Annotated in this window: 15 protein-coding genes; 3 read left to right on the forward strand and 12 right to left on the reverse strand. The window is 57.7% G+C overall.

What is annotated here, in order from left to right:
* Positions 1–6 precede the first annotated feature (6 nt).
* Positions 7–423, forward strand: a complete 417-nt coding sequence (locus ACYZT3_RS19970) for an OsmC family protein (RefSeq protein ID WP_282377563.1) — start codon at positions 7–9, stop codon at positions 421–423.
* A 61-nt stretch (positions 424–484) separates the two neighbouring features.
* Positions 485–1372 (forward strand): pirin family protein, encoded by an 888-nt coding sequence (locus tag ACYZT3_RS19975; RefSeq protein ID WP_282377562.1) that lies wholly within the window; start codon positions 485–487, stop codon positions 1370–1372.
* Positions 1373–1500: 128 nt separating this feature from the next.
* On the opposite strand, the gene ACYZT3_RS19980 is transcribed toward ACYZT3_RS19975, so the two are convergent.
* The 4 genes from ACYZT3_RS19980 to ACYZT3_RS19995 all read right to left on the reverse strand — a co-directional run bounded on the left by ACYZT3_RS19980 (position 1501) and on the right by ACYZT3_RS19995 (position 5208).
* Positions 1501–2229, reverse strand: a complete 729-nt coding sequence (locus tag ACYZT3_RS19980) for a dienelactone hydrolase family protein (protein ID WP_282377561.1) — start codon at positions 2227–2229, stop codon at positions 1501–1503.
* Between the two features lie 67 nt (positions 2230–2296).
* Positions 2297–4201, reverse strand: coding sequence for a molecular chaperone HtpG (gene htpG / locus ACYZT3_RS19985; RefSeq protein ID WP_462030555.1), 1905 nt, complete (start codon positions 4199–4201; stop codon positions 2297–2299).
* 81 nt (positions 4202–4282) lie between these two features.
* A complete protein-coding gene (locus ACYZT3_RS19990) occupies positions 4283–4735 on the reverse strand; it encodes a PaaI family thioesterase (RefSeq protein WP_282377559.1) in 453 nt (150 codons plus the stop codon).
* Positions 4732–5208, reverse strand: a complete 477-nt coding sequence (locus ACYZT3_RS19995; protein WP_282377558.1) for a PaaI family thioesterase — start codon at positions 5206–5208, stop codon at positions 4732–4734. The genes ACYZT3_RS19990 and ACYZT3_RS19995 overlap by 4 nt, the downstream gene beginning before the upstream one ends.
* Positions 5209–5366: 158 nt before the next feature.
* On the opposite strand from ACYZT3_RS19995, the gene ACYZT3_RS20000 reads away from it, so the two are divergent.
* Entirely contained in the window at positions 5367–5600 is a 234-nt protein-coding gene (locus ACYZT3_RS20000; RefSeq protein ID WP_109635983.1) for a hypothetical protein, read from the forward strand.
* A 77-nt stretch (positions 5601–5677) separates the two neighbouring features.
* On the opposite strand, the gene ACYZT3_RS20005 is transcribed toward ACYZT3_RS20000, so the two are convergent.
* The 8 genes from ACYZT3_RS20005 to ACYZT3_RS20040 all read right to left on the reverse strand — a co-directional run bounded on the left by ACYZT3_RS20005 (position 5678) and on the right by ACYZT3_RS20040 (position 16603).
* Positions 5678–6079 (reverse strand): MAPEG family protein, encoded by a 402-nt coding sequence (locus ACYZT3_RS20005; protein WP_282377557.1) that lies wholly within the window; start codon positions 6077–6079, stop codon positions 5678–5680.
* Complete coding sequence (locus ACYZT3_RS20010; RefSeq protein ID WP_282377556.1) at positions 6079–6816, reverse strand: DUF599 domain-containing protein; 738 nt, start codon at positions 6814–6816, stop codon at positions 6079–6081. The genes ACYZT3_RS20005 and ACYZT3_RS20010 overlap by 1 nt, the downstream gene beginning before the upstream one ends.
* 262 nt (positions 6817–7078) lie before the next feature.
* Complete coding sequence (gene brnQ / locus ACYZT3_RS20015) at positions 7079–8392, reverse strand: branched-chain amino acid transport system II carrier protein (RefSeq protein ID WP_282377555.1); 1314 nt, start codon at positions 8390–8392, stop codon at positions 7079–7081.
* 322 nt (positions 8393–8714) lie between these two features.
* Positions 8715–9596 carry a succinate--CoA ligase subunit alpha gene (sucD, locus tag ACYZT3_RS20020; RefSeq protein WP_003210566.1) on the reverse strand — a complete coding sequence of 294 codons (882 nt, stop codon included), beginning with the start codon at positions 9594–9596 and terminating at the stop codon, positions 8715–8717.
* Entirely contained in the window at positions 9596–10762 is a 1167-nt protein-coding gene (gene sucC, locus ACYZT3_RS20025) for an ADP-forming succinate--CoA ligase subunit beta (RefSeq protein WP_008148602.1), read from the reverse strand. Before sucC ends, sucD begins: the two co-directional genes overlap by 1 nt.
* Before the next feature lie 199 nt (positions 10763–10961).
* Positions 10962–12398 carry a dihydrolipoyl dehydrogenase gene (gene lpdA / locus ACYZT3_RS20030; RefSeq protein ID WP_282377554.1) on the reverse strand — a complete coding sequence of 479 codons (1437 nt, stop codon included), beginning with the start codon at positions 12396–12398 and terminating at the stop codon, positions 10962–10964.
* A 110-nt stretch (positions 12399–12508) separates the two neighbouring features.
* Positions 12509–13729, reverse strand: a complete 1221-nt coding sequence (odhB, locus tag ACYZT3_RS20035; protein WP_449645655.1) for a 2-oxoglutarate dehydrogenase complex dihydrolipoyllysine-residue succinyltransferase — start codon at positions 13727–13729, stop codon at positions 12509–12511.
* A 42-nt stretch (positions 13730–13771) separates the two neighbouring features.
* Positions 13772–16603: a 2-oxoglutarate dehydrogenase E1 component gene (locus ACYZT3_RS20040; protein ID WP_282377552.1), complete on the reverse strand. Its 2832-nt coding sequence runs from the start codon at positions 16601–16603 to the stop codon at positions 13772–13774.
* Positions 16604–16875: the final 272 nt, after the last annotated feature.

The following is a 16875-nucleotide window of genomic DNA, read 5'->3' on the forward strand; positions in this document are numbered from 1 at the left end:
TTTCCCATGACTGTCACCGTCAACACCGTCTCCGCCGAAGGTTTTCGTCACAGCGTCCAGATCGATGACCACGAATTCTTTGCCGACGTACCGACATCCGCCGGCGGCGAAGGCTCGGCGCCCGAGCCACACGATTACTTCGACGCAGCGCTGGGTGCCTGCAAGGCCGTGACCCTGAAGATGTACGCGAAGAAGAAAGACATCCCGCTGACCGGTGTCACGGTCGAAGTCAAACGTGACAACAGCGAAGAGCAGAAGGGTAAATATGCCCTGCACGTCAAACTGACACTCAAGGGTGTGCTCACCGACGCCCAGCGCGATGAGCTGCACCGCGTGGCCGACCGTTGCCCGGTCCACAAGCTGATGACCACCACCGAGATCAGCATCGAAACCCATCTGTCCGAAGGCGCTTTCAGTCAATAGCGGCAAGGGCTGTGCCGGCGGGTTATGCTCCACGCGTCACCCGCTTAGCCTGGAATGCACCATGAACACTGCGCTCGTGATCCGCCCCCGCACCGAAGATGTCGAAGGCCAACCGATTCTTCGCCCGCTGCCGTCAGCCAAATGCCGCAGCGTCGGGCCTTTCGTGTTTTTTGACCACATGCTGCAAACCCGTTATCCGGCGGGTAAAGGCATGAACATCCGACAGCATCCGCACATTGGTCTGTCCACCCTCACCTACTTGTTCGAAGGGCAAATCCAGCACAAGGACAGCCTCGGCTCCGATCAAGTGGTGGACGCCGGTGATGTCAGCTGGATGACTGCAGGCAGCGCGATTGCCCACGTCGAGCGCACGCCTGAGGCGTTGAAGGACAAGGGCTTCACGATGCATGGTTTACAGATTTGGCTGGCCTCACCGAAAGATAAAGAGCACGGTCCCGGACACTACAGTCACCATCCGGCGGCCACGCTGCCGGTCAGCCATAACCTTGGGGTGAAGATCCGGATGATTGCCGGGTCAGGCTTTTGCCTGGAATCACCGGTCCCGGTGCTTTCTCCGACGCTGTATGCCGAATTGAACCTGCAAACGGCGACGACGCTGCTGATTCCTACCGAGCATGTAGAGCGGGCGTTGTACGTGCTGGACGGCGAGGTGCAACTGGAGGGCGAGCTGATAGAACCGCATTCGCTGGTGGTGTTGCCGGTCGGGGAAGAGATGACGCTGTTCGCCGAGAGCGACTGTCATGCCGTGCTGTTTGGTGGGGCGCCGCTGGATGGGCCACGGCGGATCAACTGGAATTTTGTGGCGAGTGATCCGGCGTTGATCGATGAGGCTCGTCGGCGTTGGGCGGCCGGGGATTGGCCGACGGTGCCGGGGGAAACCGAGCGGATAGAACTGCCGAAACACCGAAGCCAGCCGACTCCCCTGTAACTGATCGTTAACTGATCGTTCCCACGCTCCGCGTGGGAATGCAGCCCGTGACGCTCCGCGTCACTGGACGCGGAGCGTCCCTAGAGGCATTCCCACGCGGAGCGTGGGAACGATCACGTAAGCAGCTATCAGCCCTTGAACACTTCATCCAGCAAATTATGCATCGACGTAAACGCACGCTCCGCCGTCTTCGCGTCATACATCATCATGCCCGGCACATTGGCATGCGGATCGGTGAAGGAATGCACCGCACCGCCGTAGTTCAGCAGTTGCCAATCCACGCCCGCCGCATTCATTTCCTCTTCAAACGCCGGCAGTTGCTCTTTCGGCACCAATGGGTCGGATGCACCGTGCAGCACCAACACCGAGCCTTCGATGTTTTTGGCATCAGCCGGGGTCGGCGAATCCAGCGTTCCGTGGAACGACACCGCGGCTTTCACTGGCGCGCCGGTGCGCGCCAGATCCAGGGCGCAACAACCGCCGAAGCAGAAACCAAAGGTTGCCAGTTTCGAGGCATCGACCGCCGCTTCGTCCTGGATTTGCAACTGATCGAACGCCGCTTGCATGCGTTTACGCAACAACGGGCGGTCATGCTTGAGCGGCATCATTGCTGCACCCGCCTCGTCGCCGTTCTGCGGACGGACCGACTGGCCGTAGAGGTCCGCGATCAGCACCACATAACCCTTGGACGCCACGGACTTGGCGATCTCCTCGGCACCGGCGCTGACACCCATCCAGTTCGGCGCCATTAACAACCCCGGGCGCGGGCCTTTATGGTCAGCGTCGAAGGCGAGACGGCCTTCATACGACTGGCCATCCATCTGATAAGCGACGGAACGAACAGTCATTTGGCTCATGACTCACTCCCAGCAAAAGACACCAGAATGAAAAAAACCCGCCGAAGCGGGTTTTTGTACAACGCAGTTAAACCGACAGTTCAACCAACAGCTTGTTGAGCCGGCGCACGTACGCAGCCGGGTCTTTCAAGCTGTCACCGGCTGCCAGGGCCGCCTGATCGAAGAGAATGTGCGACAGATCGCCGAAGCGCTCGTCGCTCTGCTCATTGTCGAGCTTCTCGATCAGCGGGTGAGCCGGGTTGAATTCGAAGATCGGCTTCGATTCCGGAACCTTCTGACCGCTGGCTTCCAGGATCTGACGCATCTGCATGCCCAGGTCCTGCTCACCGATGGCCAGAATCGCCGGGGAATCGGTCAGACGGTGCGAAACCCGCACTTCAGCAACGGAGTCGCCCAGTGCAGTTTTCAGACGCTCAACCAGACCTTCTTTGGACTTGGCAACTTCTTGCGCCGCTTTCTTGTCCTCTTCCGAGTCCAGATTGCCCAAGTCCAGGTCACCGCGAGCCACGTCGACAAAGCTCTTGCCGTCGAAGTCGCTGAGGTAGCTCATCAGCCACTCGTCGATGCGGTCGGTCAGCAGCAGCACTTCGATGCCTTTCTTGCGGAAGACTTCCAGGTGCGGGCTGTTTTTGACTTGCGCGTAGGTTTCGCCGGTCAGGTAGTAGATCTTGTCCTGACCTTCCTTGGCGCGAGCCAGGTATTCGACCAGACCCACCACTTGCTCGCCTTCATCACCGTTGGTCGATGCGAAACGCAGCAGGCCAGCGATTTTTTCTTTGTTGGCGAAGTCTTCTGCCGGGCCTTCTTTCATGACCTGGCCAAAGTTTTTCCAGAAGCTTTTGTATTGCTCAGGCTCGTTCTTCGCCAGCTTTTCCAGCATGTCGAGAACGCGCTTGGTCAGCGCCGACTTCATGGAATCGATGATCGGGTCTTTCTGCAGGATTTCCCGCGACACGTTCAGAGACAGGTCGTTGGAATCGACCACGCCTTTGATGAAGCGCAGGTACAGCGGCAGGAACGACTCGGCCTGATCCATCACGAACACGCGCTGCACATATAGCTTCAGGCCTTTGGGCGCCTCACGCTGGTACAGATCGAACGGAGCACGGGCCGGCACGTAGAGCAGCGAGCTGTATTCGAGCTTGCCTTCGACCTTGTTGTGGCTCCAGCTCAGCGGGTTCTCGAAGTCGTGAGCGACGTGTTTGTAGAACTCCTGGTATTCCTCGTCCTTGACCTCGGTACGCGGACGGGTCCAGAGGGCGCTGGCGCGGTTGACGGTTTCCCATTCAACGGCCGGTTGCTCTTCGCCTTCGACGGCTGCCACTTCTTTCGGCAACTCGATCGGCAGAGCGATGTGGTCGGAGTACTTCTTGATGATGTTGCGCAGACGCCAGCCATCGGCGAATTCGTCTTCACCGGACTTCAGGTGCAGGACGATGCGGGTACCACGCTCGGCTTTCTCAACGGTGGCGACCTCAAAATCGCCTTCACCCTTGGACGACCAGTGCACGCCTTCGCTGGCAGCATCGCCGGCACGACGGCTGAACACGTCAACTTTGTCGGCGACGATGAATGCAGAGTAGAAACCCACACCGAATTGACCGATCAGGTGCGAGTCTTTTTTCTGATCGCCGGAGAGATGCTTCATGAAATCGGCAGTGCCGGATTTGGCGATGGTCCCCAGGTGGGTGATCGCCTCTTCTCGGCTCATGCCGATGCCGTTGTCTTCGAGGGTGACGGTTTTAGCGTCCTTGTCGAAGCTCACACGGATTTTCAGCTCGGCGCCACCTTCCAGCAATTCAGGCTTGGACAGGGCTTCGAAACGTAATTTGTCGACAGCGTCAGAGGCGTTCGAGATCAATTCGCGAAGGAAAATTTCCTTGTTGGAATACAGCGAATGGATCATGAGGTGCAGCAGCTGCTTCACCTCGGTCTGGAAGCCCAGGGTTTCCTTTTGAGTTTCCACACTCATGGTCATCAAACTCCAATCAGATGGCAGTGGCCGCAACCTTCAGGGTCGACGGCGGGTTGTCATCAGAGTTTGGGGCTGAGTTCAGGATTTCAAGGGCTCTTCGATTTTGAAATGAGCGCGGGCCGTGGCAATCGGTTCGGCTTCGGTACTTTGCCAGGCCGTAATCGCGACGTTGGCCACCCGGCGACCCTGACGGCAAACCTGGCATCGAGCCCAAGTGTCGCGAAACTGCCCCGCACGCAGGTAGTCGAGGGAGAAGTCGATGATCTTCGGCACGCCTGGCGAACCGGTGAAAATCAGCAGGTGCAACGCTGCGGACAGTTCCATGAACCCGGCGATCACGCCGCCATGAATCGCCGGCAGTAAAGGGTTACCAATGTTGTCCTTGTTGGCCGGCAAGCGAAACAGCAGATCATCCCCCACCCGCGAACATTCAACGCCGATCAGTTTGGCGTAAGGAATCAGGTGCAGCAGCGAGGCGTAGTCGCCTTGCTCATGTGCCTTCTGAAGTTGTTCCTTGAAGGCGTCGGTCATTTCTCACCTCTGGCGATGGCGCCGCCAAAACCTTTGGTGCCTTTGATGGCTTTACCCATGCGCATGAAGGTACCCACCACATGGGCGATGGGTTGCTCGGGATCGTCTTGATAGGCGAAACCGCGAGCAAAGATCACATCCGTGGTCACCCGGTAGCACTGAGCAAAACCGTAGACATCTTTGTGTGGTTCAGCGGCGTGCATGTAGTCGATGCGCAGATCGAGGGTCGGGCAGACCTCAAATTCGGGTAGCACGCAGAGGGTCGACATGCCACAGGCAGTGTCCATCAGCGAGGTCAGCGCTCCGCCATGGATCACCCCGGTTTGCGGGTTGCCAACAATTTGAGGACTGTACGGCAGGATGACGGTTAGCCCTTCGCTGCTGGCGCTGTGAACCCGCAGCCCAAGTACCTGACAATGTCGCAGCGCCGATAGAAATCGCGTCGCGCGCTCAAAAACGGGGTTTTCGGTCATTTTTATCCCACTCTTTTTAGTGTTCTGGCAACGCACTGGCGCTTTAGTAAAAGTTCCCGTCAGAATAATCATATATATCTGTATAAATTGAGGAACTTAACGCTGCGGACTACGCTCGAAAGGTCAGTAGATATATTTTCCATAAGGAGAAACACCCCATGCGTAAGACTTTAGCTATTGCCTTGATGTTGACCGCTTCCCTCGGTCTCGCTGCCTGCGATAAAAAATCCGAGGACAAAGCTCAAGATGCCAACCAACATGCTGAGCAAGCTCAGCAAGACATGAACAAAGCTCAGGATAAAGTGAACGACGCTGCGAAAGAAAACGCCGAAGCCGCCAAAGCTCAGGCTGAATCGGATGCAGCGGCAGCAAAAGAAGCACCTAAAAACTAAAACAGTTTTTAGCGTGAAAAAGAAAACCCGCCAAGTGCGGGTTTTCTTTTGCCTGCTGTTTTTTTGCACTGCAGGCATTACAGCAAAATAGTTCTAAAAGTCGGACTAATCATTAACAACAACGAGCACACTAGTCCAACGAACCACACCAAGCTCCGTTGCCAGGCCAGATCAACCCAATAGCACAGTAAATAAATGATTCGCGTAATGACGAAGACGATTGCCAACAAGTCGATCAGCCACCCCGCCGTCTGCGTGGTGTGAGCCATCAACACCCCCACCGCGAACAAAATGAACGCCTCAAAACAGTTTTGATGAGCCGCCAACGCACGGGCACCAAAGCCTGTCAGTTGCGCCTGTTGCTGACGCGGCAGATGGTTGTCGTAACCGCCCTGCTCGTTCATCGCTTTGGCCACGGGAATCTTTGCCACGAAAATCAGCAAGGCACTGATAAACACACACCAGAATGGAATACTCATCAAGCGGCCTCTTTGTTCGCTTCGGGCAATGGCGCCTCTGTAGGTGTATAGACCATCACGTCGAGAACGTCGGAATGAAACTCCCGGCGATACAACACCAACACGACGCCAGCGCTCATCAACATGAACAACCAGGGGCTGACGAACCAGGCCAGCATGGTCATGCCGAAGTAGTACGCGCGCAGGCCGAAGTTGAACTGGTTGGCGGCCATGGAGATGACGCGCGCCGCACGGGCAGCAAAGGCTTTGCGCTCCTGCTCGGAAACGTGACGCTCACCGACCATCGGCGCCGAGCCAATCAGAATGGCCGCAAAGTTGTACTGGCGCATGCACCAACTGAACGTGAAGAACGCATAGACAAACACCAGCGCCAGGCACAGCAACTTGATCTCCGACATCCCCTGGGAGGCCTGCTGCACCATCGGGATATCCGCCAACAACGACACGGCCCTTTCCGAGGCGCCGAGCACCGTGAGAATGCCGGCCAGGATAATCAGTGTGCTGGAGGCGAAGAATGAGGCGTTGCGTTCCAGGTTACCGACCACGCTGGCATCAGCGATGCGGTTGTCGCGCAACAGCATGCGGCGCATCCAGTCTTCGCGATAAAGGTGCAGCACACTGGCCAGACACGCAGTGTCGCGGCCCTTCCACGACGCATAACGGGTGTAGCCGCCCCAGCAGATGACGAACCAGAGCGCGGCGAGGATATGGATCATATTGGCGTGGATGAACGACATGCAGGTCCTTGTGATGTAGATACTTAACACCGAAACTAGTGGGAGCGAGCCTGCTCGCGAAAGCGGTGGATCAGCCAACATTTCTGTTGAATGTAAAACCTATATCGCGAGCAGGCTCGCTCCCACATGGGATTTGCAGTGCTTCGACGTTAGCTGACAAAAAAAGACACTGCATCACGCGCATAAAAAATGCCCCGTATCGATTGATACGGGGCATTTCCATGTGTGTTCATGGCCGGCTTGTGGCGGGCCATGAAGCGGATTAAGCCAGTGCTTCTTCGCGCTTGCCCAGCAGACGATCGCAGACCACCGCGACGACCAGGGTCATGACCGACGGCACCAGCCAGGCCAGGCCTTGCTCGCTCAGCGGCAGGTGGGACATCTGAGTCGGCATCCAGTCCGCCAGGCCCGCGCCCTTGAGGGCGTCGATCAGGCCGAAGATGAACGACACCAGCATCACCGGACCGACGATGCGGCCCTGCTCATGCCAGAAGTCCTTGCAGAAGCTCAGGGCTACCAGGGCAATGCACGGCGGGTAGATCGCGGTCAGCACCGGGATCGAGAACGCAATCAGCTTGGTGAGGCCCAGGTTGGACACCAGCAGCGAGAACACGGCCAGGATGATGACCAGTGTCTTGTAGGACAGCGGCAGCACACGGCTGAAGTATTCGGCGCAGGCGCAGGTCAGACCCACCGCCGTCACCAGACAGGCCAGGGAGATCAGCACCGCCAGAAAACCGCTGCCCAGAGAGCCGAAGGTGTGTTGCACGTAAGCGTGCAACACCGCCGCGCCGTTGGTAGCGCCCGCAGCCACTTCATGGCTGCCCGAACCGAGACGGAACAGGCTGATGTAAACCAGCGCCAGACCCACGCCGGCAATCAGTCCGGCAATGATCGCGTAACGGGTAATCAACACCGGCGACTCGACGCCACGGGAACGAATCGCGTTGACGATGACAATGCCAAATACCAGTGCGCCCAGGGTATCCATGGTCAGGTAACCATTGATGAAGCCTTGGGAGAACGGTGCCGCCACGTATTCCGGGGTGGCTACGCCGACATCACCGGCCGGCAATGCAAACGCTGCGATGCCGAGAGCGGCCAGGGCGATGATCTTCAGCGGCGCGAGGAAACGCCCTACGGTATCCAGCAGTCGGCCCGGATAGAGCGAGATGAAGAACACCAGCAGGAAGTACACCGAACTGTAGAGGAACAACGCCAGCGGGCTCTCGCCGGTCAGCGGCGCCAGGCCCACTTCGAACGACACGGAGGCGGTGCGCGGTGTCGCGAACAGCGGGCCGACAGCGAGGTAGCACGCAGCCGCCAGCAGGCCACCGGCGACTTTACCGATCGGGCTGCTCAAGGCATCCATGGCGCCACCGACCTTGGCCAGGGCGATCACGGTGATCACTGGCAAGCCGACCGCGGTGATCAGAAAGCCCAGCGCCGCCATCCAGACATTTGGACCGGACTGCAGACCGACGATAGGCGGGAAGATGATGTTGCCAGCCCCGACGAACAGGGCAAACGTCATAAAACCAAGTGCCAGGATGTCCTGGCCTTTCAACACTTTCATTAAGGAAATACCACACTACTGAATCGGAATTTAGAGAGGGATTTCCCTTATGGGTGAGGGAAATGCTGTCGGTCCGTATAGGACTGACCCGTTTAGCGCGTAGCAACCTTGTGGGTCGCGGGCGCAAAAATGGCTGCTAGCCTAACGAATTTGCCCGACAAACGCACTGTTAGGGTGCGAACTATCCGATACACGACATTTCTGTGTCGCGTTTTTGCGTGTAATGGGTGCAGACCACTCTGCGTGGGAACGATCACCCGGAAACGACAAAGGCCACCCGAAGGTGGCCTTTGTCTGGTGAAGCGTCAGTTAAGCGCGAGGCTTACTTGACTGCCCAACCGGTCAGCTCGGACAAAGCCTTGCCGATGTCTGCCAGCGAACGCACGGTTTTAACGCCTGCGTCTTCCAGGGCAGCAAACTTCTCGTCTGCAGTGCCTTTGCCGCCAGAGATGATTGCGCCAGCATGGCCCATGCGCTTGCCCGCTGGGGCAGTCACACCAGCGATGTAGGACACAACCGGCTTGGTCACGTGTGCCTTGATGTAGGCAGCCGCTTCTTCTTCAGCCGAACCGCCGATCTCACCGATCATCACGATCGCTTCGGTCTTCGGGTCTTCCTGGAACAGCTTCAGGATGTCGATGAAGTTCGAACCCGGGATCGGGTCACCACCGATGCCGACGCAAGTCGACTGACCGAAACCGGCGTCAGTCGTCTGCTTCACAGCTTCGTAGGTCAGGGTGCCGGAACGGGAAACGATACCGACTTTACCTGGCAAGTGAATGTGACCTGGCATGATGCCGATCTTGCATTCGCCTGGAGTGATCACGCCTGGGCAGTTAGGACCGATCAGGACCACGCCCAGCTCGTCGCACTTGACCTTGGCATCCAGCATATCCAGGGTAGGAATGCCTTCAGTGATGCAAACGATCAGCTTGATGCCGCCGAACGCTGCTTCCAGGATGGAGTCTTTGCAGAAAGGAGCTGGAACGTAGATCACGCTGGCAGTGGCGCCAGTGGCAGCTACAGCGTCTTTCACGGTGTTGAACACTGGCAGACCCAGGTGCTCGGTGCCGCCTTTACCAGGAGTAACGCCACCCACCATCTTGGTGCCGTATTCGATGGCTTGCTGGGTGTGGAAACTACCTTGCGAACCGGTAATACCCTGGCAGATAACTTTGGTGTCTTTATTGATCAGGACGCTCATTATTTGCCCTCCGCAGCTTTGACAACTTGTTGAGCAGCGTCGGTCAGGCTGGTAGCAGCGATGATGTTCAAACCGCTTTCTGCCAGTACTTTAGCGCCCAGCTCAGCGTTGTTGCCTTCAAGGCGAACAACAACCGGGATTTTCACGCCGACTTCTTTCACAGCGCCGATGATGCCTTCGGCAATCATGTCGCAACGAACGATGCCGCCGAAGATGTTGACCAATACTGCAGCGACGTTAGTGTCGGACAGGATGATCTTGAACGCTTCGGTCACGCGTTCTTTGGTAGCACCGCCGCCCACGTCGAGGAAGTTGGCTGGTTTGCCGCCATGCAGGTTGACGATGTCCATGGTACCCATGGCCAGGCCAGCACCGTTGACCATGCAACCGATGTTGCCTTCCAGCGCTACATAGTTCAGTTCGAACTTGGCAGCGTGCGCTTCGCGCGGATCGTCTTGTGACGGATCGTGGAAAGTCTTCAGCTTAGGCTGACGGTACATGGCGTTGGCGTCGATGTTGATCTTGGCGTCGAGGCAATGCAGATCGCCGTCAGCCTTGATCACCAGCGGGTTCACTTCCAGCAGAGCCAGGTCGTGATCCTTGAACAGTTTGGCCAGACCTACGAAGATCTTGGCGAACTGAGCAACTTGCTTGCCTTCCAGACCCAGCTGGAATGCCAGCTCGCGACCCTGGAATGGCTGAGCGCCAACCAGTGGATCGATAGTGGCCTTGAGGATTTTCTCAGGGGTGTCGTGAGCGATTTTCTCGATGTCCACGCCACCTTCGGTGGAAGCCATGAACACGATACGACGGCTCGAACGGTCAACGACAGCGCCCAGGTACAGCTCTTTAGCGATATCAGTGCACGATTCAACCAGGATCTTGGTGACTGGCTGACCATTGGCATCAGTCTGGTAAGTCACCAAACGCTTGCCCAACCACTGTTGAGCGAATGCTTTGGCGTCTTCTTTGCTGCGAACCAGCTTAACGCCGCCCGCTTTACCGCGACCACCTGCGTGAACCTGGGCTTTGACAACCCATTCGGTCCCGCCGATCTTGTCGCACGCTTCTGCTGCTGCTTCCGGGGTGTCTACGGCGAAACCCTGGGAAACTGGCAGGCCGTATTCGGCGAACAGCTGCTTACCCTGATACTCGTGAAGATTCATGCTTATTACCGTCTTCGTTAGGTACTGCGCATTCGGTGCTGCACTTGTTCAGTGCCGCACCACCTGTGACTGCTGCTTGCGTAGGTGTTCCGGATAACCGGTGAAACTACGCAAGACTGCGTCCGGCGGACATTCCGCGGTGAGTCTTGCACGCAAGTCTCACGACGGGCCTTCCGCCGTGGTTTCTTATTGTCTTGTCTTAACGCTTCTTGCGGTTGGCGATGTGAATGGCGCCGCCATTCACTGCCAGAGCGGCTTCGTGCAAGGCTTCGGACAGGGTCGGATGGGAGAAAACCATCATGCCCAGGTCTTCGGCACTGGTGCCGAATTCCATACCGATCGCGCCCTGCTGAACCAGTTCTGCAGCGCTCGGGCCAATCACGTGGACGCCCAATACGCGGTCAGTCTTGGCATCAGCAATGACTTTCACGAAACCGCCGGTGTCGTTGGCTGCCATGGCACGGCCACTGGCTGCAAACGGGAAAGTGCCGACGTTAACTTCAACGCCTTCAGCTTTCAAGGTTTGCTCGGTTTTACCGACCCACGCGATTTCCGGGTGAGTATAAATAACAGACGGGATCAGGTCATAGTTGATCTGGGCTTTGTGGCCCTTGATGCGCTCTACAACCATGATGCCTTCCTCGGACGCCTTGTGCGCCAGCATCATGCCGCGAACCACGTCACCGATCGCGAAAACGCCCGGTACACTGGTCGCGCACTGGTCGTCAACGAAAACGAAACCACGTTCGTCGATCGTCACACCGCTGTCAGCTGCCAGCAGCTCGGTGGTCACCGGACGGCGACCAACGGCAACGATCAGCTTGTCAAAGGTGATGTTCTGTTCGCCATTGGCATCGGTGTAGTTCACAACGACTTCGTCGCCGTTCACTTTGGAACCGGTGACGCGAGCGCCCAGCTTGATGTTCAGACCTTGTTTGGTCAGGGTTTTGTAGGCTTCTTTGGAAACGGCGTCGTCAGCAGCAGGCAAGAACTTTTCCAGTGCTTCCAGAACAACCACTTCGGAACCCAGACGGGACCAGACCGAACCCAGTTCCAGACCGATTACGCCAGCGCCGATCACGCCCAGACGCTTAGGCACCGATTGGAATTCCAGCGCGCCAGTCGAATCGACGATCACGTTCTGGTCAACCGGAGCCGGTGGAATGTCGATCGGACGCGAGCCCGAAGCCAGGATCACGTTCTCGGCCTCGATGATTTCGACGGTGCCGTCTGGCTTGGTCAGTTCAACTTTCTTGCCGGCCAGCAGTTTGCCGTGGCCTTGCAGGGAAGTAACGCCGTTAGCCTTGAACAGGGTTGCAACGCCAGAGGTCAGGCCTTTGACGATGTTGGCTTTACGGCCAACCATTGCAGCCACGTCCATGGTCACGCCAGCGTGGTTGATACCGTGGATCGCGAAGCCTTCTTTGGCTTCCTTGTATTTCCAGGAGCTGTCCAGCAGCGCCTTGGACGGAATGCAGCCGACGTTCAGGCAAGTACCGCCGAGGGCCAGCTTGCCTTCCTTGTCGGTGTATTTCTCGATGCAGGCAGTGGAGAGGCCCAGTTGCGCTGCTTTAATGGCAGCCACGTAGCCGCCAGGGCCCGCGCCAATCACTACCACGTCGAATTTCTGAGTCATGTGTCATTCCTTCTCGAATCAAACCGGACGGCCCCTTTTGAGGACCGTCGTGGGACGAAGCTGGTCATTACAGAAGGGCCGTCCATCACTGGACGGCCTGTGCAACGAAATCAGATATCCAGCAGCAAACGAGCCGGGTCTTCCAGCAGGTTCTTGATGGTAACCAGGAAGGTCACAGCTTCTTTGCCATCGATCAGACGGTGATCGTAGGACAGAGCCAGGTACATCATCGGACGGATAACGACTTGACCGTTGATCGCCATAGGACGCTGCAGAATGTTGTGCATGCCCAGGATGGCCGCTTGTGGCGGGTTGACGATCGGGGTCGACATCATCGAACCGAAGGTACCACCGTTAGTGATGGTGAACGTACCGCCGGTCATCTCGTCCATCGACAGTTTGCCGTCACGAGCCTTCTTGCCGAAGGTGGCGATGCCGCCTTCGATTTCAGCCAGGCTCATCAGTTCGGCGTTACGCAGAACCGGTACAACCAGACCGCGGTCGCTGGAAACAGCCACACCAACGTCGGCGTAGCCGTGGTAAACGATGTCAGCACCGTCGATCGAGGCGTTGACAGCCGGGTAGCGTTTCAGCGCTTCGGTGGCCGCTTTCACGAAGAACGACATGAAGCCCAGGCGCACGCCGTTGTGGGACTTCTCGAACAGGTCCTTGTACTTCGAACGCAGCGCCATGACTTCGGTCATGTCGACTTCGTTGAACGTGGTCAGCATCGCCATGTTCGACTGAGCTTCAACCAGACGCTCGGCAACCTTGGCACGCAGACGGGTCATTGGAACGCGTTTTTCAACGCGGTCACCGGCGGCGAACACTGGAGCAGCGGCAGCAGGCGCAGCAGCCTTGGCAGGCGCGGCAGCCGGAGCGGCTTTCTTGGCGGCAACAGCGGCTACTACGTCTTCCTTGGTCACACGACCGCCTTTGCCAGTGCCGGCAACGGAAGCGATGTTGATGCCATTTTCTTCAGCCAGCTTGCGAGCAGCCGGTGCAGCAACAGGATCGTCTTCGCCTTCGGCCGCTGGAGCAGCAGCCTGTGCAGCAGCCGGAGCAGCGGCAGCGGCTGGAGCGGCAGCAGCGCCGCCCGCTTCAATGGAGCCCAGGACTTCGTCGGACAGAACGGTGTCGCCTTCGTTCTTGACGATAGCGCCCAGCACGCCGTCAGCGGTGGCCAACACTTCCAGTACGACTTTGTCGGTTTCGATGTCGACGATCAGATCATCGCGCTTGACGGCGTCGCCCGGCTTTTTGTGCCAGGTGGCAACGGTGCCATCGGCAACCGATTCCGGGAAAGTGGGGGCTTTGATTTCGATAGCCATTATCTGTGGGTCCTTAAATTCGGTTTCAGGTGCGCGAAGGCGTTAAACAGTAAAGGCGTCTTGCAGCAGTTTTTCTTGCTGCTCAGCGTGCATCGATGCGTAACCACAAGCAGGTGCAGCAGAGGCATCACGGCCCGCGTACTCGAGTACGAGAGACTTGTTGTGATTGCCAACGATGCGACGCATGTGGTGTTGGCTGCAGTACCAGGCACCCTGGTTCATCGGCTCTTCCTGACACCAAACGATATGTTTGAGGTTGGTGTACGGAGCCAGGACTTCGTTCAAGTCGTCCTCAGGGAATGGGTACAGCTGCTCGATACGCACGACGGCGATGTCATCACGACCTTCGGCACGGCGTTTTTCCAGCAGGTCGTAGTAGACCTTGCCGCTACACAGGACAATGCGCTCGACCTTTTTCGGGTCTTGAACATCGATTTCCGGGATAACGGTCTGGAACGAACCTTCGGCCAGATCTTCCAGGGTCGACACGGCCAGTTTGTGACGCAGCAACGACTTCGGCGTCAGGACTATCAATGGCTTGCGCAGCGGGCGAATCACCTGACGACGCAGCAAGTGGTAGATCTGCGCCGGCGTGGTCGGCACCGCTACCTGAATGTTGTGCTCGGCGCACAGTTGCAGGTAACGCTCCAAACGAGCCGAAGAGTGCTCCGGACCCTGACCTTCATAACCGTGCGGCAGCAACATGGTCAGACCGCAGAGACGGCCCCACTTGTGCTCGCCACTGGTAATGAACTGGTCGATAACCACCTGGGCACCGTTGGCGAAGTCGCCGAACTGGGCTTCCCAGAGAACCAGCGCCTCAGGTGTGGTGGTCGAGTAACCGTATTCGAACGCCAGTACGGCTTCTTCGGACAGGAACGAATCGTACAGGTCGAAGCGTGGCTGACCTTTGTACAGATTCTGCAGCGGAATGTAGCTGCCCGGGTCTTTCTGGTTGTGCAAGACAGCGTGACGGTGCGAGAACGTGCCGCGGCCGATGTCCTGACCGGTCATGCGAATCGGGTGACCTTCGAACGCCAGGGTCGCGTACGCCATGGTTTCGGCGTAACCCCAGTTGATCGGCAGGCCGCCGACTTGCATCTTCTGACGGTCTTCGTAGATTTTCGAGACCTGGCGCTGAACCACGAAACCTTCCGGAATTTCCAGCAGCTTGGCGGACAGTTCCTGCAAGGTTTTCAGATCGAAGCGAGTGTCGTGACGCGCGGTCCAGGCATGGCCCAGATACGGACGCCAGTCCACGAACAACTCTTTGTTCGGCTCTTTGACCAGGCTTTTTACAACATGCAGACCGTTGTCCAGCGCGTTACGGTATTCGTCGACTTTCGCCTGAACACGCTCAACGTCCAGTACACCGCTCTGGGTCAGACGATCGGCATACAGCTCACGCGTGGTGCGCTGCTTGGCGATCTGCTGGTACATCAGAGGCTGGGTACCGCTTGGCTCGTCGGCCTCGTTGTGGCCGCGACGACGGTAGCAGACCAGGTCGATCACCACGTCGCGCTTGTACTGCATCCGGTAGTCGATGGCCAACTGGGTCACGAACAATACGGCTTCCGGATCATCACCATTCACATGGAGGATCGGCGCCTGGATCATTTTCGCAACGTCGGTCGCGTACTCGGTGGAACGCGAGTCCAGCGGGTTGCTGATGGTGAAACCGACCTGGTTGTTGATGACGATGTGCACGGTGCCGCCGGTTTTGAAACCGCGGGTCTGCGACATCTGGAAGGTTTCCATCACCACGCCTTGACCGGCGAATGCCGCGTCACCGTGGATGGAAATCGGCAGAACCTTCTCACCGGTAGGGTCGTTGCGACGATCCTGACGGGCGCGAACCGAACCCTCGACCACTGGAGATACAATTTCCAGGTGGGACGGGTTGAACGCCATGGCCAGGTGAACTTCACCGCCAGTGGTCATGACGTTGGACGAGAAACCCTGGTGATATTTAACGTCACCGGAACCCAGTTCGACCTTCTTCTTGCCTTCGAACTCGTCGAACAGCTCGCGCGGGTTCTTGCCAAAGGTGTTGACCAGCACGTTCAGACGACCACGGTGGGCCATGCCGATAACGATTTCCTTGGTGCCGTAGGAACCGGAACGCTGGATCAGCTCGTCGAGCATCGGAATCAGACTCTCGCCGCCTTCCAGACCGAAACGCTTGGTACCCGGGTATTTGGTCCCCAGGTATTTTTCCAGGCCTTCGCCGGCCGTGACGCGCTCGAGTAGATGGCTCTTGATGTCGGCGGAGTACGTCGGACGGCCACGCACGCTTTCCAGACGCTGCTGGAACCACTGGCGCTGCTCGGAATCGGTGATATGCGTGAATTCAGCGCCGATGGTGCGGCAATATGTCTGCTGCAACGCTTCGTGAATTTCGCGTAGGCTCGCTTCCTCTTTGCCGATGAACAGGTCGCCGGCACGGAAGGTCGTATCAAGATCGGCATTGGTCAAGCCGTAATGATTGATCGACAGGTCTGCAGGCGCAGGACGCTGCCACAGCCCCAGCGGGTCAAGCTGGGCTGCCTGGTGGCCACGCATACGGTAGGCCTGGATCAATCGCAGCACTTCAACTTGCTTCTTCTCGTGCTCACTGCTCACGCTGCCGGCGGAAACCGGTTGGGCGCGGCGCTGGTTCTTTGCCAGCAAGACGAAATGATCGCGTATTGTCGAGTGCGAAACATCGGTGGCAGTGTTGCCGTCAGCTGGCAACTTCTGGAAGTAGGTGCGCCACTCTTCTGGCACAGCGTTAGGGTCGTGCAGGTAGAGCTCATAGAGCTCTTCCACATAGGCAGCGTTACTACCGGATAGGTAGGCGCTGTTCCACATGCGCTGCATCACGCTTTCTTGCATGCTTGGTCACCCTCGGTTAGGGGAACACCACCGGCGTCGACACCGAGCACGCTTGCAGAAGTCCGAATGCAGCGACTAAAACAAGCCACTTAGGATCACGCTGATAGTCCGGGTACCAGCCCGGATGCCCCTGCTTGTCTCATTTCTTCAAAATAAGAGCCGCAGCCTTATAAGCTGCTGCTCAGGTTAAAACTACGGCGCCGGTTGAAGCCTGCGCCGTAGCATCTACGGGTACAGCGGTACTGCATTTACAACAGCCGGGTTACAGCAGC

The organism is Pseudomonas sp. MDT1-16 (assembly GCF_054898115.1).

Excerpts from the sequence above, each read along its gene's own strand:
- ACYZT3_RS20005 (WP_282377557.1), bottom strand. The coding sequence starts at position 6,079 with ATGAGTATTCCATTCTGGTGTGTGTTTATCAGTGCCTTGCTGATTTTC.
- ACYZT3_RS20010 (WP_282377556.1), bottom strand. The coding sequence starts at position 6,816 with ATGTCGTTCATCCACGCCAATATGATCCATATCCTCGCCGCGCTCTGG.
- ACYZT3_RS19970 (WP_282377563.1), top strand. The coding sequence starts at position 7 with ATGACTGTCACCGTCAACACCGTCTCCGCCGAAGGTTTTCGTCACAGC.
- htpG (WP_462030555.1), bottom strand. The coding sequence starts at position 4,201 with ATGAGTGTGGAAACTCAAAAGGAAACCCTGGGCTTCCAGACCGAGGTG.
- brnQ (WP_282377555.1), bottom strand. The coding sequence starts at position 8,392 with ATGAAAGTGTTGAAAGGCCAGGACATCCTGGCACTTGGTTTTATGACG.
- odhB (WP_449645655.1), bottom strand. The coding sequence starts at position 13,729 with ATGGCTATCGAAATCAAAGCCCCCACTTTCCCGGAATCGGTTGCCGAT.
- sucC (WP_008148602.1), bottom strand. The coding sequence starts at position 10,762 with ATGAATCTTCACGAGTATCAGGGTAAGCAGCTGTTCGCCGAATACGGC.
- ACYZT3_RS19980 (WP_282377561.1), bottom strand. The coding sequence starts at position 2,229 with ATGAGCCAAATGACTGTTCGTTCCGTCGCTTATCAGATGGATGGCCAG.
- ACYZT3_RS19995 (WP_282377558.1), bottom strand. The coding sequence starts at position 5,208 with ATGACCGAAAACCCCGTTTTTGAGCGCGCGACGCGATTTCTATCGGCG.
- ACYZT3_RS20000 (WP_109635983.1), top strand. The coding sequence starts at position 5,367 with ATGCGTAAGACTTTAGCTATTGCCTTGATGTTGACCGCTTCCCTCGGT.
- ACYZT3_RS19990 (WP_282377559.1), bottom strand. The coding sequence starts at position 4,735 with ATGACCGACGCCTTCAAGGAACAACTTCAGAAGGCACATGAGCAAGGC.
- ACYZT3_RS20040 (WP_282377552.1), bottom strand. The coding sequence starts at position 16,603 with ATGCAAGAAAGCGTGATGCAGCGCATGTGGAACAGCGCCTACCTATCC.
- sucD (WP_003210566.1), bottom strand. The coding sequence starts at position 9,596 with ATGAGCGTCCTGATCAATAAAGACACCAAAGTTATCTGCCAGGGTATT.
- ACYZT3_RS19975 (WP_282377562.1), top strand. The coding sequence starts at position 485 with ATGAACACTGCGCTCGTGATCCGCCCCCGCACCGAAGATGTCGAAGGC.
- lpdA (WP_282377554.1), bottom strand. The coding sequence starts at position 12,398 with ATGACTCAGAAATTCGACGTGGTAGTGATTGGCGCGGGCCCTGGCGGC.